At 65.1% G+C, this 18,726-nt stretch carries 21 protein-coding genes; 12 read left to right on the top strand and 9 right to left on the bottom strand.

What is annotated here, in order from left to right:
- Positions 1-85 precede the first annotated feature (85 nt).
- From def to AC1RNN_RS09095, 10 genes are all read left to right on the top strand, one after another.
- Positions 86-595 (top strand): peptide deformylase, encoded by a 510-nt coding sequence (gene def / locus AC1RNN_RS09140; protein WP_493088345.1) that lies wholly within the window; start codon positions 86-88, stop codon positions 593-595.
- Positions 592-1,581 (top strand): methionyl-tRNA formyltransferase, encoded by a 990-nt coding sequence (gene fmt, locus AC1RNN_RS09135; RefSeq protein WP_493088343.1) that lies wholly within the window; start codon positions 592-594, stop codon positions 1,579-1,581. The genes def and fmt overlap by 4 nt, the downstream gene beginning before the upstream one ends.
- Positions 1,581-2,333 carry an AzlC family ABC transporter permease gene (locus AC1RNN_RS09130; protein ID WP_493088341.1) on the top strand — a complete coding sequence of 251 codons (753 nt, stop codon included), beginning with the start codon at positions 1,581-1,583 and terminating at the stop codon, positions 2,331-2,333. Before fmt ends, AC1RNN_RS09130 begins: the two co-directional genes overlap by 1 nt.
- Positions 2,330-2,698, top strand: coding sequence for an AzlD domain-containing protein (locus tag AC1RNN_RS09125; protein ID WP_493088339.1), 369 nt, complete (start codon positions 2,330-2,332; stop codon positions 2,696-2,698). Before AC1RNN_RS09130 ends, AC1RNN_RS09125 begins: the two co-directional genes overlap by 4 nt.
- A 113-nt stretch (positions 2,699-2,811) precedes the next feature.
- On the top strand, positions 2,812-4,005 hold the full coding sequence (locus tag AC1RNN_RS09120; RefSeq protein WP_493088337.1) for a phosphoglycerate kinase: 1,194 nt from the start codon (positions 2,812-2,814) through the stop codon (positions 4,003-4,005).
- A 165-nt stretch (positions 4,006-4,170) separates the two neighbouring features.
- Positions 4,171-5,604 (top strand): pyruvate kinase, encoded by a 1,434-nt coding sequence (gene pyk / locus AC1RNN_RS09115; RefSeq protein WP_493088335.1) that lies wholly within the window; start codon positions 4,171-4,173, stop codon positions 5,602-5,604.
- A gap of 157 nt (positions 5,605-5,761) precedes the next feature.
- A complete protein-coding gene (gene fba, locus AC1RNN_RS09110) occupies positions 5,762-6,841 on the top strand; it encodes a class II fructose-bisphosphate aldolase (RefSeq protein WP_493088333.1) in 1,080 nt (359 codons plus the stop codon).
- 93 nt (positions 6,842-6,934) lie between these two features.
- Positions 6,935-7,840 carry a phosphoribosylaminoimidazolesuccinocarboxamide synthase gene (locus tag AC1RNN_RS09105; RefSeq protein WP_493088332.1) on the top strand — a complete coding sequence of 302 codons (906 nt, stop codon included), beginning with the start codon at positions 6,935-6,937 and terminating at the stop codon, positions 7,838-7,840.
- Positions 7,841-7,996: 156 nt separating this feature from the next.
- Positions 7,997-8,578, top strand: a complete 582-nt coding sequence (locus AC1RNN_RS09100; protein ID WP_493088330.1) for a DJ-1/PfpI family protein — start codon at positions 7,997-7,999, stop codon at positions 8,576-8,578.
- Positions 8,579-8,632: 54 nt separating this feature from the next.
- Positions 8,633-9,007, top strand: a complete 375-nt coding sequence (locus AC1RNN_RS09095; protein WP_493088328.1) for a ribbon-helix-helix domain-containing protein — start codon at positions 8,633-8,635, stop codon at positions 9,005-9,007.
- A gap of 23 nt (positions 9,008-9,030) precedes the next feature.
- Here AC1RNN_RS09095 and AC1RNN_RS09090 read toward each other — a convergent pair whose 3' ends face one another.
- From AC1RNN_RS09090 to trxA, 9 genes are all read right to left on the bottom strand, one after another.
- Complete coding sequence (locus AC1RNN_RS09090) at positions 9,031-9,339, bottom strand: copper-binding protein (protein ID WP_493088326.1); 309 nt, start codon at positions 9,337-9,339, stop codon at positions 9,031-9,033.
- A 9-nt stretch (positions 9,340-9,348) separates the two neighbouring features.
- Positions 9,349-9,783, bottom strand: a complete 435-nt coding sequence (locus AC1RNN_RS09085) for a DUF411 domain-containing protein (protein ID WP_493088324.1) — start codon at positions 9,781-9,783, stop codon at positions 9,349-9,351.
- A gap of 18 nt (positions 9,784-9,801) precedes the next feature.
- Complete coding sequence (locus AC1RNN_RS09080) at positions 9,802-10,278, bottom strand: cupredoxin domain-containing protein (protein ID WP_493088322.1); 477 nt, start codon at positions 10,276-10,278, stop codon at positions 9,802-9,804.
- Between the two features lie 17 nt (positions 10,279-10,295).
- Positions 10,296-11,693, bottom strand: coding sequence for a multicopper oxidase family protein (locus AC1RNN_RS09075; RefSeq protein ID WP_493088320.1), 1,398 nt, complete (start codon positions 11,691-11,693; stop codon positions 10,296-10,298).
- A 24-nt stretch (positions 11,694-11,717) separates the two neighbouring features.
- The gene (locus AC1RNN_RS09070; protein ID WP_493088318.1) at positions 11,718-12,884 is read right to left on the bottom strand and encodes a TolC family protein; all 1,167 of its coding nucleotides are present in this window, start codon (positions 12,882-12,884) and stop codon (positions 11,718-11,720) included.
- The gene (locus tag AC1RNN_RS09065) at positions 12,881-13,228 is read right to left on the bottom strand and encodes a hypothetical protein (protein ID WP_493088316.1); all 348 of its coding nucleotides are present in this window, start codon (positions 13,226-13,228) and stop codon (positions 12,881-12,883) included. Before AC1RNN_RS09065 ends, AC1RNN_RS09070 begins: the two co-directional genes overlap by 4 nt.
- Positions 13,229-13,332: 104 nt before the next feature.
- Positions 13,333-13,701: a hypothetical protein gene (locus AC1RNN_RS09060; protein WP_493088313.1), complete on the bottom strand. Its 369-nt coding sequence runs from the start codon at positions 13,699-13,701 to the stop codon at positions 13,333-13,335.
- Positions 13,702-13,745: 44 nt separating this feature from the next.
- Positions 13,746-15,875, bottom strand: coding sequence for a substrate-binding domain-containing protein (locus tag AC1RNN_RS09055; RefSeq protein ID WP_493088311.1), 2,130 nt, complete (start codon positions 15,873-15,875; stop codon positions 13,746-13,748).
- Between the two features lie 96 nt (positions 15,876-15,971).
- Entirely contained in the window at positions 15,972-16,928 is a 957-nt protein-coding gene (gene trxA, locus AC1RNN_RS09050) for a thioredoxin (protein ID WP_493088307.1), read from the bottom strand.
- Positions 16,929-17,029: 101 nt separating this feature from the next.
- On the opposite strand from trxA, the gene purE reads away from it, so the two are divergent.
- Together purE and AC1RNN_RS09040 are read left to right on the top strand one after the other, a co-directional pair.
- Positions 17,030-17,533, top strand: coding sequence for a 5-(carboxyamino)imidazole ribonucleotide mutase (purE, locus tag AC1RNN_RS09045; protein ID WP_493088305.1), 504 nt, complete (start codon positions 17,030-17,032; stop codon positions 17,531-17,533).
- Between the two features lie 41 nt (positions 17,534-17,574).
- On the top strand, positions 17,575-18,723 hold the full coding sequence (locus tag AC1RNN_RS09040) for a 5-(carboxyamino)imidazole ribonucleotide synthase (RefSeq protein WP_493088876.1): 1,149 nt from the start codon (positions 17,575-17,577) through the stop codon (positions 18,721-18,723).
- Positions 18,724-18,726: the final 3 nt, after the last annotated feature.

Raw genomic sequence — 18,726 nt, 5'->3', positions numbered from 1 at the left:
CTTGATTCGGCAACGTTTTTGGTCTGGTGACGGTGCAAGCAATCGTAAAAGTGGCGAAAATAGCCACATCTTTGAAGAAGTTCCCATGGCTTTACTCCCGATTCTTTGTTTCCCTGATCCCAAACTCCATACCGTGGCCAAGCCCGTGGCCGTGGTGGACGCCCGCATCCAGCAACTCGCCGCCGACATGCTGGAGACCATGTACGACGCCAAGGGCATCGGCCTGGCGGCCACGCAGATTGATGTGCACGAGCGTGTGATCGTCATTGACGTGTCCGAAGAGCGCGACCAGGCCATGGTGCTGATCAACCCCGAGCTGGTCTGGACCAGCGAAGCAACCCACCTCAATGAAGAAGGCTGCCTCTCGGTGCCCGGCATCTACGACGGTGTGACCCGTTTTGACGCCGTGCGCGTCAAGGCACTGGACGAAAAGGGGCAAAGCCGCGAGATCGAGGCCGATGGTCTGCTGGCCGTCTGCATCCAGCACGAGATGGACCACCTGATGGGCAAGGTGTTTGTGGAATACCTCTCCCCCCTCAAGCGCAACCGCATCAAGACCAAGATGGCCAAGGCCCAGCGCGAGGCCAAGCGTTGAGAGTCATTTTTGCCGGCACGCCCGAGTTCGCCCGGGTTGCGCTGGAGCGCCTGCATGCTGCGGGCCACACCATCGCCCTGGTATTGAGCCAGCCGGACCGCCCGGCCGGGCGCGGCATGAAGTTGCAGGCATCGGCCGTCAAGCAATTCGCCGTGGGGCATGCGATTCCCGTAGCCCAGCCGCGCAGCCTGCGTCTGGATGGCAAGTACCCCGAAGATGCCGCCGCCGCGCGCCAGGCCATTGCCGACGCCCGGGCCGATGTGATGGTGGTGGCGGCCTATGGCCTGATTCTGCCGCAATGGGTGCTCGACGACATGGCGGCCGGCGGCAAATTCGGCTGTCTCAACATTCACGGCTCCCTACTGCCCCGCTGGCGCGGCGCGGCGCCCATCCACCGCGCCATTGAAGTCGGCGATGCGGAGACCGGCGTCACCATCATGCAGATGGATGTGGGGCTGGATACGGGTGACATGCTGCTCAAGCAAAGCCTGCCAATTCTGGACACCGACACCACCGCCACGCTGCACGACAAGGTGGCCGATTTGGGCGCCGCCATGGTCGTGCAGGCGCTGGACCTGGCTGCCCAGGCCGCGCTGCAGCCAGTGAAGCAGCCCGAAGCCGGAGTGACTTACGCCCACAAGATCGAGAAGCACGAGGCCCCCATCGACTGGCGGCTGGATGCGGCCGCCATTGCTCGCCGCGTGCGTGCCTTCAATCCGTTTCCCGGTGCCAGTACGGTGCTGAATGGCGAGGTCATCAAGGTCTGGAGCGCGCATGTGGGTGAAGGCACCCCAGCCGCAGGTTTTGGAGAAATAGTGGCACTAGCCCCCGAAGGTATTGCGGTAGCAGCTATGAATTCCGTAGCGGTTTTGACGGAGCTGCAGCGTCCCGGCGGCAAACGCCTGCCTGCTGCCGAGTTCCTGCGCGGCTGCCCGCTGCAAGTCGGCCAGCGCTTTGAACTGCCCCCGGCGCCCGTGGCTGCCTGATGTTTTTTCTGCGCAGCAACTACACCCACCCCGCCTTCCGCCGCGGCTTTGAGGATATGCTGGGTGTGGCGCCCGGCATTGCCGCCTGGGGGCTGATGACGGGCGTGGCCATGGTCAAGTCCGGCATGAGCACGGTGGAGGCCTTGCTCATGGCGCTGACCGTGTTTGCCGGCAGCTCGCAGCTGGCTGCCATTCCCCTGCTGATGGCTGGGGCGCCGGCATGGATCATTCTGGTGACCGGCTTTTGCGTGAACTTGCGCTTTGTGGTGTTCAGCGCGCACATGCGACCCTACCTCATGCACCTGCCGCGCTGGCAGCGCCTCATCACGGGCTATCTCTCGGCCGATTTGACTTACGTGCTGTTCGTCAAGCAGTTTGCCCATCCCGGTCGGACCCAGGAAGAGCGCGCAGAGCAGATGGCCTACCTGGCGGGCAATGGCGGCATCAACTGGTTCAGCTGGACCAGCTGCAGTGTGTTGGGCGTGGTGCTGGCCAACTTCGTGCCCACCTCCTGGGGCCTGGGCTTTGCAGGCATTCTGGCGCTAGTCGGCATGATGGCCTCGCTGGCGACCAGCCGCCTGCGTTGGGTGTCGGCCGGTGTGGCTGGGGCCGCGGGTGTCGCAGCCTTTGCGCTGCCGCTCAAGCTCAATATCCTGGTGGCGATTGCAGTGGCGGTGACCGTGTGCCTGTTGCTGGACAAGCGGCCCGACACCTCGCACCCGCCCCACTCCGCACCCAAGGACCCCGCATGAGCCTGGACAGTTTCTTTGTGGGCACCACCGATGGCTGGACCCTGCTGACCACCATCGGACTGGCCTGCGTCACGGTGATCGCGCGGTCTTTCTTCTTCATCACCGACAAGGACTGGTCGCTGCCCGCCTGGGCCCAGCGCGGCCTGCAGTACGCGCCGATTGCGGCTCTGTCGGCCGTGATCGTGCCCGAGATCGTTATGTCCCAGGGCCAGATCATCCACACGCTCAAGGACGCGCGCCTCTATGCCGTGGCGGCGGGGCTGGCCTTCTTTGTCTGGCGCCGGGGCGCGGGGCAGGCGGTGCTGGGCACGATTGCGTCCGGCATGGCTGTCTATCTTCCCCTGCATATCGGTCTTGGCTGGTAGTTACGTTGCATGAACAAGCAGCTGGCGCGCTAGCGCCGGGGTGCTGACTTCTACAATGCCGGCAGTTGCCGCCCCGTGCGCGCCCTTCAACTTCCCGAACCTGAGGTTTCCCCATGCAAGTGATCCGTTTTTCCGATCTGGTGGCCCAAGGCCAAGTCGCCGGCAAGCGCGTCTTCATCCGTGCCGACCTGAATGTGCCGCAGGACGACGCCGGCAACATCACCGAAGACACCCGCATCCGTGCCTCGGTGCCCGCCATCGAGCTGGCCCTCAAGGCCGGCGCTGCTGTCATGGTGACCAGCCACCTGGGCCGCCCCACCGAAGGCGAGTTCAAGCCCGAAGACTCGCTGGCCCCCGTGGCCAAGCGCATGGGGGAACTCATGGGCCGCGAGATTCCCGTGCTGGCCAACTGGACCGATGGCGTGGATGTGAAGCCCGGCCAGCTCGTGATGCTGGAAAACTGCCGCGTCAACAAGGGTGAGAAGAAGAACAGCGAAGAGCTGGCCCGCAAGTTGGCCGCCCTGTGCGACATCTTTGTGCACGATGCCTTTGGCACCGCCCACCGCGCCGAGGGCACCACCTACGGCATTGCCCAGTACGCGCCCATCGCCTGCGCCGGCCCCTTGCTGGCTGCCGAGATCGATGCCATCACCAAGGCGCTGGCCAACCCCAAGCGTCCCCTGGCCGCCATCGTGGCCGGCTCCAAGGTGTCCACCAAGCTGACCATCCTCAAGAGCCTGGCTGCCAATGTGGACCAGCTCATCGTGGGCGGCGGCATTGCCAACACCTTCATGCTGGCTGCCGGCCTGAAGATCGGCAAGAGCCTGGCCGAGCCCGACCTGCTGGCCGAAGCCACAGCGGTGATTGAAGCCATGAAGGCGCGCGGCGCCGAGGTGCCGATCCCCACCGATGTGGTGACTGCCAAAGCCTTTGCCGCGGACGCGCCGGCCACCGTGAAGAAGGCAACCGAGGTGGCGGACGATGACCTGATTCTGGACATTGGTCCCGAAACTGCGGCCAAGCTCGCCGCCCAGCTCAAGCAGGCCGGCACCATCGTCTGGAACGGCCCCGTGGGCGTGTTCGAGTTCGCCGCGTTTGAGAACGGCACCAAGGTGATCGCCCAGGCGATCGCCGAGTCCAGCGCCTTCTCCATCGCCGGTGGCGGCGACACGCTGGCCGCGATTGCCAAGTACGGCATCGAGAAACAAGTCGGTTACATCAGCACCGGCGGTGGCGCCTTCCTGGAAGTGCTGGAAGGCAAGACCCTGCCCGCGTTCGAGATCCTGAGCAAGCGCGCCGCCGGCTGATTGCTCCATTTCTGATAGCTGCTCGCGCACATTCTGTGCGGGCTGAAGGCACTTTTGGCTGCAAGGCTGGAAGTGCCTTTGTTCTTTGTGTTTCTTGTGCCTGCGCTGTAACTCTTACAGGACCTTACGTGTGAGAATAGGTTAACCACTCTAGGAGACAGTTCCATGCCCCGCCGCGCCACCAAAATCGTTGCCACCCTTGGCCCCGCGTCCAGTGATCCCGCACTGCTGGAGCAAATGATCCGGGCCGGTGTCAACGTAGTTCGGCTGAATTTCAGCCACGGCAAGGCGCAGGACCATATCGACCGTGCCCGCCTGGTGCGCGAAGCTGCCCAGCGCGCCGGCCGCGAAGTGGCCATCATGGCCGACCTGCAGGGCCCCAAGATCCGCGTGGGCAAGTTTGCCGAGGGCAAGGTCTTCCTCGAACCCGGCCAGAAATTCATTCTGGATGCGGCCCGCGTGGAACTGGGCGACATCAATGCCGTGGGCCTGGATTACAAGTCCCTGCCCAACGAAGTTAAGGCCGGCGACGTGCTGCTGCTCAACGATGGCCTGATTGTGATCACCGTGGACGCCGTGAAGGGCGAGCAAGTGCACACCACCGTCAAGCTGGGTGGCGAGCTGTCCAACAACAAGGGCATCAACAAGCAGGGCGGCGGCCTGACCGCCCCCGCGCTGACGGGCAAAGACATGGAAGACATCCGCACCGCGATGAGTTTCCAGGCCGATTACGTGGCGGTCAGCTTTCCCAAGAACGCCACCGACATGGAAATGGCGCGCCAGCTGTGTAATGTTGCTGCTGCGGAATACAACCACAAACCCGGCCTGATCGCCAAGATCGAGCGTGCCGAAGCCATTCCCAAGCTGGAAGAAATCCTGCGGGCCTCCGACGGCATCATGGTCGCCCGCGGTGACCTGGCCGTGGAAGTGGGCAACGCCGCCGTGCCGGCTCTTCAGAAGCACATGATCAAGCTGGCCCGCGAGCACGACAAGGTCGTCATCACCGCCACGCAGATGATGGAATCCATGATCACCAACCCCGTGCCCACGCGCGCCGAGGTTAGCGACGTGGCCAACGCCGTGCTCGACGGCACCGATGCCGTGATGCTGTCTGCGGAAACCGCTGCCGGCAAGTATCCGCTGGAAACCGTGGTCGAAATGGCCAAGATCTGTGTCGCCGCTGAAGGCAGCGAACACGTCAAGCTGGACTCCGACTTCACCGGCAAGACCTTCACCCGCATCGACCAGTCCATCGCCATGGGCGCGCTGTTCACCGCCCACCACCTGGGAGCCAAGGCCATCGTGGCCATGACTGATAGCGGCAGCACCGCCCTGTGGATGAGCCGCCACCTGATACATGTGCCCATCTACGCGCTGACCCCCAAGGTCTCCACCCAGCGCAAGATGACGCTGTACCGAAATGTGCGCCCCCTGCTCATGGGCACCAGCGCCGACCGCGACACCGCGCTGCTGGACGCCGAGCGCCACCTCAAGAGCCGCAGCATCGTGCAAAAGGGCGATGTTTATGCCATCACCTGCGGCGAGCCCATGGGCGCACCCGGCGGCACCAATATGCTCAAGATCTGCGCAGTGGGCTGAGTCCCGCGCTGCTGCCGGAAAGAGGGTCCTGCGGGGCCCTTTCCTTTTGGCGGATACCGCGGGTTAACCCGGGCGGGTAGAATCCGGCCAACGGTACAAGTTACCAAGCGGTTACCAAAATCGCTGCTACGGGTTTTTAACTTCCTGGGGACTATCCATGGCACTCGTCTCGATGCGTGAGCTTCTCGACCACGCGGCAACGCACAACTACGCCATCCCGGCGTTCAACGTCAACAACTTGGAGCAGGTCCAGGCCATCATGGAGGCCGCCAAGGAAACTGGCGCCCCCGTGATCATGCAGGCCAGCGCCGGGGCCCGCAAATACGCGGGTGAATACTTCCTCAAGCACCTGATCCAGGCCGCGGTCGACAGCTACCCGAGCATTCCCGTGGTCATGCACCAAGACCATGGCTCCAGCCCCGCCGTGTGCCAAGGCGCGATTGACCTGGGCTTCAGCTCCGTGATGATGGATGGCTCGCTGGAAACCGATGGCAAGACCATCGCCAGCTACGACTACAACGTGGACGTCACCCGCAAGGTCGTGGACATGGCCCACAAGCTGGGCGTGTCGGTAGAAGGCGAGCTGGGCTGCCTGGGTTCTTTGGAAACCATGAAAGGCGACAAGGAAGACGGCCATGGCACCGACGCCACCATGACGCGCGAACAGCTGCTGACCGACCCCGAAGAAGCCGCCGACTTTGTGCGACGCACGCAGGTGGATGCTCTGGCGATTGCCATCGGCACCAGCCACGGTGCCTACAAGTTCACACGCAAGCCCACAGGCGACATCCTCGCCATTGAGCGCATCAAGGAAATCCACGCCCGCATCCCCAACACCCACCTGGTGATGCACGGCTCCAGTGCGGTGCCGCAAGAGCTGCTGTCCGCCATCAATCAGTACGGCGGCCAGATGGCCCAGACCTGGGGCGTGCCGGTGGAAGAAGTGCAGCGCGCCATTCCCTTCGGCGTACGCAAGGTCAACATCGACACCGACATCCGCATGGCCATGACTGCCGCAGTGCGCAAGTTCCTGTTCGAGAACCCCGACAAGTTTGACGCCCGCGAATGGCTCAAGCCTGCGCGTGAGGCCGCCAAGCAGCTCTGCAAGCAACGCTACATCGAGTTTGGCTGCGAAGGCCAGGCTGCCGGCATCAAGGGCCACAGCCTGCAGGTGGTGGCAGGCCAGTACGCCCGTGGCGAACTGGCCCAGGTGGTGCAGGATCTGGCTGTCGCCTGAAAAACGCGGGGCCGCACGCCGGCCCGAACTTGCGATAATCCAAGGCTTCGCCTTCCATTCCGGGGGCGAGGCCTTTTTAATTTGCTGGATGCCATGACTTCTGCCTTGCACACCTCCGCCCTGTCCCTTCCCCTGCTTGCCCGCGGCAAGGTGCGCGACAACTACGCGGTAGGTGAGGATCGCATCCTCATGGTCGCCAGCGACCGCCTGTCCGCGTTTGACGTGATCATGGGCGAGCCCATCCCCGGCAAGGGCGCGCTGCTCACGCAGATGGCCTTGTTCTGGTTCGAGAAGCTGGGCAAGAACGGCGCCAATATTTGCCCCAACCACCTGACCGGAGAAGCACCCGAAAGCGTGGTCCTTCCGTCCGAAGTGGCCCAAATCACCGGACGCTCCATGCTGGTCAAGCGCCTCAAGCCGATTCCGGTCGAGGCGGTGGTGCGTGGTTACCTGGCAGGCAGCGGCTGGAAGGAATACCAGGAGAACGGTGCGGTCTGCGGCGTGAAGCTGCCTGCTGGTTTGCAAAACGCCAGCAAGCTTCCAGAGCCCATCTACACGCCTGCCGCCAAGGCCGCGGTGGGCGACCACGACGAGAACATCTCGTTTGAGAAAACAGTCGAGATGATCGGTCTGGACTTGGCTACCCGCATCCGCGACATCAGCATCCAGATCTACAAGACCGCTGCCGCGTTTGCCCTCACCAAGGGCATCATCATTGCCGACACCAAGTTCGAATTCGGCCTGGACAAGGACGGCACCCTGGTGCTGATGGATGAGGTGCTGACCCCTGACTCCAGCCGCTACTGGCCCCAGGAAAGCTACCAGGTCGGCACCAATCCGCCCAGCTACGACAAACAATTTGTGCGTGACTGGCTGGAAGCCGCCTTGGTAGACGGCAAACCTTGGGACAAGACCCCGCCCGCACCGCGCGTGCCGCGTGAGGTGATCGAGAAGACCGCCGCCAAGTATCAGGAAGCTCTGACGCGTTTAACGGCCTGATTCAAAGGGTTTTTAGGTTTTAACCCGCGTCGATATTGCGCAGGCAGCTATTGTTTTAATAGCGTTTGCGCACTGCCGGGTGTAACAACCCAGTACCACCACGTACCGCGCGTGGCGCCCAACAATCGGTCTCCCATCCAAAACGAGGAGACTGACATGGCAGGCAAAAAGATCCTGATGATCTGCGGTGATTACTGCGAAGACTACGAAACCATGGTGCCCTTCCAGGCCCTGCTGGCCGTGGGCCACACGGTGCATGCGGTGTGCCCCGAGAAGAAGGCGGGCGACAGCATCAAGACTGCCATCCACGACTTCGAGGGCGCGCAGACCTACAGCGAGAAGCCCGGCCACAACTTCACCCTGAACGCCACCTTCGCGGAGGTGAAGGCCGAGGCCTACGACGCGCTCTTGATTCCCGGCGGCCGCGGCCCCGAGTACCTGCGCACCTACCCCGCCGTGGTAGCCGCTGTACGCCACTTCTTTGCGGAGAAAAAGCCGGTGGCCGCCATCTGCCACGGCGCCCAACTGCTAGCCGGCGCTGATGTGCTGCGCGGCCGCACCTGCTCGGCCTACCCGGCCTGCCGGGTGGAGGTGGAACGCGCCGGCGGCACCTACGCCGACATTGCCATCGACGCGGCGTACACCGACGGCAACCTGGTCAGCGCCCCTGCCTGGCCCGCGCACCCGGCCTGGATCGCGCAGTTCCTGACGCTGCTGGGTACACGTATCTCCCATTGACGCCCCCGGGGGCTGGCCCGCACCATGCGGGGCAGCCCACTGCAGGAGACCGCCATGTGCCAAGTGTTCATCAGCGCCGACCCCACGTTGTACGAGAGCCGCGCCCGCTCGGTGCGGCTGCATGGCGTGGCGACCAGCATCAAGCTGGAAAACCTGTTCTGGCAGGTGCTGGACGAAATTGCCACGCGCGACGGCATGAGTGTGCCGCAGTTGTGCACCAAGCTGCACGACGAGCTGGTTGAAGAACGCGGCGAGGTGGACAATTTCGCCTCATTTTTGCGGGTTTGCTGCGGTCGTTACATGGCGTTGCAACTTAGCGGGGGCATTCCGCAAGACGCGAGCATCCCCATCGCCAGCCTCAACGCCCAGCGCGTGCTGGCGACCGAACGGCGCACGTCTTCGCGTCACCTGCACGCCCACGCGGCCTGAGGCCGCGCGGGCGGCCTGCGCGCTCAGGGTGCGGCTTCGAGGGCCGTCACCACCAGCGCGCCGTCCTTCTGCTCGGCGGCAAAGCGCACCTTGTCGCCGACCTTGGCCTTGTCCAGCAGGGCAGGGTCGCGCACCTGGAAGACCATGGTCATGGGCGGCATCTCCAGGTTTTTGATCTCGCCGTGCTTGAGGGTGATCTTGCTGGCGGCCTTGTCGACCTTGCGGACTTCGCCGCTGCTGAACTCGGTAGCCTGGGCCCAGGCACCGGAGGCTGCCAAGGTGGCCAGAAGCGAGGTAGCCAGCAGCTTGTGGGTGGTGTGCAAGAGTGTCATGGGCTGTCCTTATCGGTAACTGTGGAAGATCGACGTGGCCCCGCCTTTGGCGACCAGCAGCACGTCATACGGGTCTTTACGGCCCTGGTAAATAGCGCCATCCATGCCCGGAGACCCTACCGGCATGCCCGGTACGGACAGGCCCAGGGCTTTGGGCTTCTCCCGCAAGAGGCGCTGGATGTCCTTGGCGGGCACGTGCCCTTCGATGGCATAGCCGGCTACCTCGGCCGTGTGGCAGGAGCCCAATGTTTCCGGCATGCCCAGGCGCTTGCGCGCGCCCGCATTGCCAGTCTCCTGCACCGTCACCTGAAAGCCGGCACGCTGCAGGTGGGCCACCCAGTCCTTGCAGCAGCCGCAGCTCGGGTCTTTCCAGACCTGGATGGAGGCTGGCCCCGTGGCGGCCCACGCAGGCACCCCCAAGGTGGCCAGACCTGCTGCCAGCATACTGCGGCGTGAGCGCGCTCATGGCTTGGTACCCACGGTCACACGGCCCTTCATGCCGGCTTCATAGTGGCCCGGATGCAGGCAGGCAAACTGCACGGTTCCCGCCTGGGTGAATTGCCAGATCACCTCGCCGGTCTTGCCGGGCGCCAGGCTCACCAGGTTGGGCTCGTCGTGTTCCATCTCGGGGAACTTCAACATCTGCGCGTAGTGCGCTTTCAGGTCGGCCTCAGTGCCCAGGTTGAACTCATGCTTGAGCTGCCCGGAGTTGGTGACGACAAAGCGGATGGTTTCGCCGCGGCGCACTTTCACGCTGCTAGGGGTGAAGCGCATGGTGTCCTGCATGTCGATGGCGATGGTGCGCGTCACCTGGCTGGACACGCCGGGCTTGCCGATGGCGTCGGTGCCATGGCCGCCTGCGTGGTTTCCAGAGGCAAAGAGGCTTGAAGCCCCCGTCAATAGTGCGCAAGCAGCTACAAATTTGATAGTGTTTTTCATGGTGTTCCTTTGGTGATTCAGTGGTGTTGGTGGGTGGCGGGCTTGCGCACCTGCACTTCGGTGGCGGGCGGCACGGCCGGGGTGGGGCGCTCGGCCTGGAAGCGGGCCGGGTCGGGCAGGGGCCCTGTCCATTCAAAGGCCTGGGTGCCGGCGGGTTGCCGGTACCAGCCCGGGTCCTTGTAATCGCCGGGCTTTTGGTCCTTGCGCACCTTGAGGATGCTGAACATGCCGCCCATCTCCACGCCGCCATACGGACCGGTGCCGGTCATCATGGGCGCGGTGTTGTCGGGGATGGGCATTTCCATCTCGCCCATGTCCGCCATGCCGCGTTCGCCCATCACCATGTAGTCGGGCACGGCCCTTTGCAGCTTGCCTACCAGGCCGCGGTGGTCCACACCGATCATGGTGGGCACGTTGTGGCCCATGGCGTTCATGGTGTGGTGGCTCTTGTGGCAGTGGAAGGCCCAGTCGCCCTCCTCGTCCGCAAGAAACTCCAGCTGCCGCATCTGGCCCACGCCGATGTCCGTGGTCACCTCGGGCACGCGTGCGGCCAGGGGCCAGGGCCCGCCGTCGCTGCCGGTCACCATGAATTCGTGGCCATGCAGGTGGATGGGGTGGTTGGTCATGGTCAGGTTTCCCACACGGATGCGCACCCGGTCGCCTTGGCGCACATTGAGCGTGTCAATGCCGGGGAAGACGCGGCTGTTCCAGCTCCAGAGGTTGAAGTCCAGCATGGTCATGGTCTTGGGTGTCATGCTGCCGGGGTCGATGTCATAGGCATTGAGCAGAAAGCAGAAATCCCGGTCGACTGCGCTGATGAGCGGGTTCTTGGTCTTCGGGTGCGTGACCCAGAAGCCCATCATGCCCATGGCCATCTGCGTCATCTCGTCCGCATGCGGGTGGTACATGAAGGTGCCGGGGCGGCGCGCCACGAACTCGTAGACAAAGGTCTTGCCGGGCTGGATAGAACGTTGCGTCAGACCGCTCACGCCATCCATGCCATTGGGCAGGCGCTGGCCGTGCCAGTGCACGCTGGTGTGTTCTGGCAGTCGGTTGGTCACGAACACGCGCACGCGGTCGCCTTCCACCACCTCGATGGTGGGGCCGGGGCTCTGGCCGTTGTAGCCCCACATATGGGCCTTGAAGCCGGGCGCCATCTCGCGCACCACCGGCTCGGCAACCAGGTGGAATTCTTTCACGCCGTTGTTCATGCGCCAGGGCAAGGTCCAGCCGTTGAGCGTGACCACCGGGTTGTAGGGCTGGCCATTGGGCGGCACCAGGGGCGGTTGCGTGCCGGGGGAGGCCTGCAGTACCGGCTCGGGCAGTGCGGCCAGGGCCACGCGGCTGACGGAGGCGGCGGCAACCGCCCCCACGGCGGTGGCGGCAGCGCCGTTGAAGAAGTTGCGTCGGTTCATGGGGTGTCCTTGTGGTGGGCGCATTCAGTGGCCTCCTGTTGGTGTGGCGGTGCGGGCTTCGCCGGTGCTGTCGCTGGCATCGCCGCCCAGGGCGTCCAGCGGAGCGCCCGCCAGCAGGGCCTGCAGCCGGGCATGGGCGAGCCAGAAGTCGCGTTGGGCCTGTACGCTGGCGTTTGCCGCCAGCGTGCGGGTCTGGCTATCGGCCAGGACATCGAACACGCTGGTCAGCATGCCGTTGTAGCGCAGCACCTGCTCGTCATGGATGAACTGGCGCAGCGGCAGCACGGCACTTTCCAGATGGTGGGCGATGTCCCAGCCGCTGCGGTAGCGGTGGTAGGCCAGACGCGCCTGGCTGCGCAGCTGCACGGCCTGGGCGCGCACGCGGGCGGCGTCGCCCAGGGCATCCCACAGGGCGTCGGCGCTGTCGGGCACGCTGGCTTGCTGCTTGCGGTACCAGGCCTCGGTGGCCAGCCGTAGGTCACTGCGCGCCGCCAGCGCGCGGGCTTCCACATCGGGCACGTCCAGGGCCTGCGCGGGCAGGGCCGGCAAGGCGGCGGGCAGGGTGTATTGCGCGGCCTCGGCGCCCCACAGCCCGAGCTGGACCGTCAGCGCCTCCCGCGCGGTGAAGGCCTGCTGCTCGGCGCGCGCCAATGCCAGCGCGGCGTCGGACAGGGCGGCCTGGCTTTGCGCCTGAGCCAGCTTGCTCACATTGCCGGCCTGCACCATGCGCCGCATCAACTCACCACTGGCTTCGGCGGTGGCCTTGGCATCGCGCAGCAGCTGGGCACTGCGGGTGGCCGCCACGGCGTTCACCCAGGCCTGGTAGGTCTGAGCGGACAGCACGGTGATGGCCTGCTGCGCGCGCAACTTGGCCGGGGTGTCGGCGCCCATGGCGTCGGTAATGGTCAGCCCTTCGCCGCCCAGCGTGGCCTGCAGCGCGGGGTTGTTGAGCAGGGCGATGCGCACCGCCGCGTCGACGCTCAGGGGCGCGGCCAGCAGCTGCGTGAGGGTGGATCGGTGGTCCGCCGCCGGCTGGGGCAGCAGTACGGTGCTGCCTTCGGTGCCCGGAGTTTTGCCGGCCATGCGGGCCTGCAACAGGGTGAGGCCGCCATCGGGTGGCGCGGCCCGGGCCAGGCCGCCGCAGGCCAGCAGCACCACGGCGCCCAGTTGGGTTCGCAGGGTGCCCTTCATGGCTGGGTCCTCCGGTTAGCGGGTGGCGCGGCCTTGCGGGCTTGCTCTTGCTCCCACTTCAGCAGGTCGGCGTGGCCGCGCTTGAACTGGCCCACGACCGCGTTGGCCGCCTTCCAGTCCCGCACGGTGTCTTCCACGCCCTGGGGCAGATCGGCAAAGACCGAGCGGTGCAGGGCGGCGGGTACCGGGCTGCTGGCCTGGCTGGCCTGCAGGGTGGGGCCAGGGTCCAAGCGCAGGCTGCCTGGCGCCTGGGCGTGGGCCGCCAGGGCGCTGATCCCAGAGAGAAGTGGAATGGCGAGGGTTCGGTACGCCCGCACGCGGGCGCACCACAAGAATGAAGACATGGAATTTCCTGACAACAAGGGTGGACGAGGCCTGCGGCAGCGCGCGGGCTGCTACAGGCACCACGATGCCGGCCTGAAGTACAGACGGACTTCGGGCCCGAGGGTCAGGAAATGGGGGGTTTGTGGCTCAGCGCGAGGGTGGCGCTGGTGAAATGCGCGCTGCTGGTCTGGGGCAGGCCATGGGGCAGGGTCTGCGTGCCTCCCATCCGGACCGGCAGGGCGATCGCAACGGTGAAGCAGGCCTGGCAGAAGATGCAGGTGGCGCAGTCGCCTTGCGTCGGGCTGTCCGGCGCAGCCTGCGGGGCTTCGGCCTGCATTTCGTGGCAGTTGGCATGTTCGGCCGGGGGGCTGGCCATTGCGGCCACGCGGCTGCCGTGCCCTTGCGCCGCCATTTGGATGGCCATGGCATCGCCCGCCCAACTGCGCAGGGGCAGCAGGGTGATCAGGACAAGCAGAACCAGAAGTCGGCGCATGGTGTCTGGATTGTGGAGCAGAAAGAAAGTTCCCGGCCAGGGGATTAGCCGGTCTGGAGTGCCGGCGCGTGCAGCGGCAGCGTGATCTCGAAATGCGTGCCCCGGCCGGGCTCGCTGCGCACGGCGATCTTGCCGCCCAAGGTGTGTTCCACCAGGCTGTGCGTGATGCTCAGGCCCAGGCCCGAGCCACCGCGGCCAAAGCGGGTGGAGAAAAACGGATCGAAGATGCGCTGCAGGTGTTCGGGTGCAATCCCCACGCCGTTGTCCTCTACCACCAGCCGCACCCAGCCGTCGGTCTGCAGCGCGGCCCGGATGCCGATGCGACCCTCGATGCGGCCTTCCAGTCCGTGGAGGACGGCGTTGTTGATGAGATTCATCAGCACTTGTTCAAGGGCGCCGGGGTGGCTGTGCATGTCAATGCCTGCAGGGATATCGGGCTCCAGCGCCACATCGGTCTTCTTCAGCGTGGGCGACAGGATCAGCAAGGTCTCTTCGACCAGGGCGGCCAGCGCGAAGGTGCGCGGCCGCGAGCTCGACTGGTCGATGGCGACCTGCTTGAAGCTGGAGATGAGATGGGTGGTGCGCTCCAGATTGCGCTCCACCAGATCCGAGCCACCGGCCATGGCGTCCATGAAGCGTTGCAGATCCGAGCGCTTGATGCCGTGTTGGAGCTGCGCTGCAAAGGACTTGCATTGGTCGCGCAGTGTGGTGGCGGCCAGCATGGCGTTGCCAATCGGGGTGTTGAGTTCATGCGCCACACCGGCGACCAGGGCGCCCAGCGCCGCCATTTTTTCCGAGTTCACCAACATGCGCTGGTTTTCCCGCAGGGCCACGTTGGCACGCTCCAACTCGGTGGCATGCTGCTCCAGCAAGGCCTTGGCACGGCTGCGCTCGGTGATGTCGTCGGCCATGCACAGCAGGTAAGCCGGGTCACCCTTCTCGTCGTAGATGGGGATCTTGCGTGTGTGCACAAAGCGCAGGCCGAAGCCCGGTATCTCGGTACGTTCGGCCGCTAATTCCAGCGCTACACCGCTCTCCATGACCGAGCGGTCCTCGTCCCAGTAGCGCTGGGCGTCTTCCGGCCGGAACAGGTCAAACACCGTCTTCCCCAGGTGCTGGTCGCGCGCCACGCCCAGCCAGGCTTCGCGCGCCTTGTTCACGCGGATGTAGCGAAACTCCTTGGCCTCCTTGACGTAAAGCATGGTGGGGATGTTGTCGAGCAGGGTTTCCAGAAATGCGTTGCTCTGTTTCTGTTCCAGATTGCTTGTGACCAGATCTTGGGTGATGTTGGGGAAGATGCACAGGGCGCGCAGGGCCGCTTCGCCCAGGTTGCGCGGGGTGATGATGTCGGTTTCCAGCACCAGCTGCTGGCTCGGTGGAGTCTCGCCGCGCAGCAGCTGCAGTGCTGCCGCGACGGTGGCATCGGCCATACGCTCCAGCGGCTGGTAGACCGAGGCGTGCATCTGGCCCTGGGCCATGGCCACCAGACCTTCGGGCATGGCGTCAAAGCCGGTGACCAGCACGTGTCCGGCCCGCCCCGCTTCAACAAGCACGTCGTGCACGCCCAGCGAGGCCTCGTCACTGGTGCTGATGATGGCCGTGATGTCCGGGTGGTCGGCCAGGGCTGCGCGCGTGAGGGCCAGGGCTTGGGTGCGCAGATCGGTGGCAGAACTCCAGTCCAGGGCGCCATCGAACACGAGTCTGATGTCGGGGTGCTGCGTCAGCGCCTGCTGGAAGCCCCGGGTGCGCAGGCGTCCGGCCTCCATGCGCTGGTCGCCTTGCAGATAGGCCACCTTGCCGCGCCCTCCCAGTTGCGCAAAAACATGGTCGGCCATGGCGTACTGGCCGCCGAAGTTGTCTGCGCTGATGGTGAGAAAGTGGTCGTCCCCGCCCGGGGAGCCGTCCACGGCAATCACCTGCACGCCCTGCTCGCGCGCTTCGTGCAGGGCGGCAACAAGTTCTGCCTGTTCGGTGGCAACGGGGCGCACGACCAGCACCTGGATGCCCTGGTGCAGCAGCGCACGGATTTCCGCGATCTGGCCCGGCAGCGAACGTACGGGCCGGTTCAACACCTCTACGCCCTGCGCCTTGGCGCTGATCTGGAGGTGGTAGTGAAAATACGTCCAGCACAGTGCATTGAGGTGCACAAAGCCGATACGAACGGGGTCTGGCATGGGCGATGCGTCGGAGGCAAGATGTGCCCTCGGCGCATGGCACCGTACTTCAAAATGGGGCGGCCCGCAACGGGGGCAACACCCGCGCGGACCTGGTCAGTTCAGCGCCATGCTGAGCTTGCGGCGGTAGGCGGCCACCAGCTGGGCTTGCGGGTCCTGCTCGGCCACCACCTTGCCCAGCATCTCGATACCGCCAGCCGCCTTGCCCGCGTCGGCGGGGTTTGCCTTGGGTTTGGGCGGGGTCAGCAGCTCCAGGATGGCCACAAAGGTCTTGCGGGGCACGGCGTCGCCCCAGGCCTTGTCGCGCATGATGATTTCGAGCAGCTCGTCCATGGCGCCGGTCCAGTCACCGGCCACCATCTGCACACGGGCCTTGGCCAGGCGGGTGTCGAAGTCGCGCTTGTTGGCGGCAATGGCAGCTTCAAACTGCGCCAGCTCCCAGGTGCCTTTGTCGTCGGTCAGCACGAACTTGATGCCGTCCAGGAACTGGCCCAGTGCCTCGAAGCGCAGCTGGCGCGGAATCTCGGTCAGCTTGGGGGCGAGGGCGGCTTCGGCGTCTTCGAGCAGGTCGTTCTCGATCAGCAGCTTGACGTAGTCGTAGCGCGCGTCGTCGTTGTTGGGGTCCAGGCTCAGGGCTTCCAGCAGCTTGTTCAGCGCGGCCTGGGGGTCGCCAGCGGCGGCCAAGGCCTGGGCGTCTTCGGCGTCGGATTCGGCTTCCAGCACCGCCTCGGAGGGCACATGCTTGTCCAGGAATTCCTTGATCTTGCTCTCGGGGATGGCGCCCATGAAGCCATCGGCCGGCTTGCCGTTGATCATCAGCACGCAGGTGGGAATGCTGCGGATGCCGAAGGCCTGGGCCAGTTGCTGCTCCTGGTCAGAATCGATCTTCACCAGCTTGAAGCGGCCGGCGTACTCCTCTTCCACCTTTTCGAGCAGCGGGCCGATGACCTTGCAGGGACCGCACCAGGGCGCCCAAAAGTCGACCAGCACCGGGACCTGGAAGGAGGCGGCAACGACTTCGGCCTCAAAGTTTTCGATGGTGATGTTGATCATTTGGGGTAGCTCGGGGTGAAAAAGTAAAATTCAATTCTGGCCATGTGCGCAAACCCTGCGCCGCCAGCCCACCTGGCGCTTTGCAAGGCGCGTTCAGCACTATGAAAACCATTCAAATTGGCGTGGTCATGGGCTCCAGTTCCGACTGGGACACCATGCAGCACGCAGTCGATATTCTCCAGCAGTTTGGCATCGGCTTTGAGGCCAAGGTGGTTTCCGCCCACCGCATGCCCGACGACATGTTTGTCTACGCCGAACTGGCGGCCGAGCGCGGCCTGAAGGCCATCATCGCCGGCGCCGGCGGTGCGGCCCACCTGCCGGGCATGCTGGCGGCCAAGACCACGGTGCCGGTGCTGGGCGTGCCGGTGCAGAGCAAAGCCCTGTCGGGCGTGGACTCGCTGCACAGCATCGTGCAGATGCCCAAGGGCATTCCGGTGGCCACGTTCGCCATCGGCCCGGCCGGTGCGGCCAATGCGGCCCTGTTTGCCGTGGCCATGCTGGCGGTGGAAAACTTTGACATGCGCATGGAGCTGGAAGCCTTCCGCCGCGACCAGACGCAGAAAGCCCAGAGCATGACCTTGCCGATTACCGGCAGCGCGCAATGAGCGGTGTGGAGCAAGGATTGAAGCTGGGCGGATCCAAAGAAATGACGCTGGGCGTCATGGGCGGCGGTCAGCTGGGCCGCATGTTTGCCCACGCCGCGCAGCAAATGGGTTTTTTCACCGCAGTGCTGGACCCGGACGCCAACAGCCCGGCCGGGCGCATCAGCCACCATCACGTGCAGACGGCCTATACCGATGCGGTGGGGCTGGTCCGCTTGGCCGAGGTGTCGGTCGCCATCACCACTGAATTCGAGAACGTGCCCGCCCAGGCGCTGAACCAGCTGGCGCAGAGTCGTCCGGTCGCGCCCAGCGGTGCCGCCGTGGCCATTGCCCAGGACCGCGCGGCGGAGAAGGCGCACTTTGTGAAGTGCGGCGTGCCTTGCGCGCCCTATGCCGTGATCGAGACGGCTGAGCAGCTGGCTGCGGTGGATGCCAACCTGCTTCCCGGGATTTTGAAGACCGCCCGCATGGGCTACGACGGCAAGGGCCAGGTGCGCGTGAAGACGCCCGCTGAGCTGGCCGCGGCCTGGGCTGACCTGAAGGGCGTGCCCTGCGTGCTGGAGAAGATGCTGCCGCTACAGCTGGAGTGCTCCGTCATCGTGGCGCGCGGCGCCGACGGCCGCTGCGTGAACCTGCCGGTACAGCGCAATCTGCACCGCGACGGTATTCTGGCCGTCACCGAGGTTTATGAAGGAAATCTGCCTCCAGCCCTTGCCGAACGTGCGATAGCAGCTGCGAAATCGATAGCAGAAGGCGTGCAGTACGTCGGCGTGCTCTGCGTGGAATTCTTTGTGCTGGACGAATCCCACCCCGCCGCGGCCGGCCTGGGTGGTCTGGTGGTGAACGAGATGGCACCGCGCCCGCACAACAGCGGCCACTACAGCATGGACGCCTGCGATGTCTCGCAGTTCCACCTGCAGGTGCGTACGCTGGCGGGCCTGCCCCTGGTGCAGCCGCGCCAGCACAGCCCGGCCATCATGCTCAACCTGCTGGGCGACATCTGGCCCGAGGGCGGGGTGCCTGACTGGGCCGCCGTGCTGGCCCTGCCCGGAACCCATCTGCACCTCTACGGCAAGCTGGACGCCAAGCCGGGCCGCAAGATGGGCCACCTCAACATCACCGGTGCCACGGTGGACGGCGTGCGCGCCACGGCCCTGGAGGCCGCGCGCATTCTGGGCATCGCCGCGTTCTGAGGC

Source organism: Rhodoferax sp. GW822-FHT02D07 (assembly GCF_058802405.1).
Note: the sequence above shows the minus strand (reverse complement) of the source record. Positions and strands in the feature narration are given on the sequence as shown.

Coding starts and splice junctions, on each gene's coding strand:
- def (WP_493088345.1), top strand. CDS start 86: ATGGCTTTACTCCCGATTCTTTGTTTCCCTGATCCCAAACTCCATACC.
- AC1RNN_RS09130 (WP_493088341.1), top strand. CDS start 1,581: ATGTTTTTTCTGCGCAGCAACTACACCCACCCCGCCTTCCGCCGCGGC.
- AC1RNN_RS09125 (WP_493088339.1), top strand. CDS start 2,330: ATGAGCCTGGACAGTTTCTTTGTGGGCACCACCGATGGCTGGACCCTG.
- AC1RNN_RS09120 (WP_493088337.1), top strand. CDS start 2,812: ATGCAAGTGATCCGTTTTTCCGATCTGGTGGCCCAAGGCCAAGTCGCC.
- pyk (WP_493088335.1), top strand. CDS start 4,171: ATGCCCCGCCGCGCCACCAAAATCGTTGCCACCCTTGGCCCCGCGTCC.
- fba (WP_493088333.1), top strand. CDS start 5,762: ATGGCACTCGTCTCGATGCGTGAGCTTCTCGACCACGCGGCAACGCAC.
- AC1RNN_RS09105 (WP_493088332.1), top strand. CDS start 6,935: ATGACTTCTGCCTTGCACACCTCCGCCCTGTCCCTTCCCCTGCTTGCC.
- AC1RNN_RS09100 (WP_493088330.1), top strand. CDS start 7,997: ATGGCAGGCAAAAAGATCCTGATGATCTGCGGTGATTACTGCGAAGAC.
- AC1RNN_RS09095 (WP_493088328.1), top strand. CDS start 8,633: ATGTGCCAAGTGTTCATCAGCGCCGACCCCACGTTGTACGAGAGCCGC.
- AC1RNN_RS09090 (WP_493088326.1), bottom strand. CDS start 9,339: ATGACACTCTTGCACACCACCCACAAGCTGCTGGCTACCTCGCTTCTG.
- AC1RNN_RS09085 (WP_493088324.1), bottom strand. CDS start 9,783: ATGCTGGCAGCAGGTCTGGCCACCTTGGGGGTGCCTGCGTGGGCCGCC.
- AC1RNN_RS09080 (WP_493088322.1), bottom strand. CDS start 10,278: ATGAAAAACACTATCAAATTTGTAGCTGCTTGCGCACTATTGACGGGG.
- AC1RNN_RS09075 (WP_493088320.1), bottom strand. CDS start 11,693: ATGAACCGACGCAACTTCTTCAACGGCGCTGCCGCCACCGCCGTGGGG.
- AC1RNN_RS09070 (WP_493088318.1), bottom strand. CDS start 12,884: ATGAAGGGCACCCTGCGAACCCAACTGGGCGCCGTGGTGCTGCTGGCC.
- AC1RNN_RS09065 (WP_493088316.1), bottom strand. CDS start 13,228: ATGTCTTCATTCTTGTGGTGCGCCCGCGTGCGGGCGTACCGAACCCTC.
- AC1RNN_RS09060 (WP_493088313.1), bottom strand. CDS start 13,701: ATGCGCCGACTTCTGGTTCTGCTTGTCCTGATCACCCTGCTGCCCCTG.
- AC1RNN_RS09055 (WP_493088311.1), bottom strand. CDS start 15,875: ATGCCAGACCCCGTTCGTATCGGCTTTGTGCACCTCAATGCACTGTGC.
- trxA (WP_493088307.1), bottom strand. CDS start 16,928: ATGATCAACATCACCATCGAAAACTTTGAGGCCGAAGTCGTTGCCGCC.
- purE (WP_493088305.1), top strand. CDS start 17,030: ATGAAAACCATTCAAATTGGCGTGGTCATGGGCTCCAGTTCCGACTGG.
- AC1RNN_RS09040 (WP_493088876.1), top strand. CDS start 17,575: ATGACGCTGGGCGTCATGGGCGGCGGTCAGCTGGGCCGCATGTTTGCC.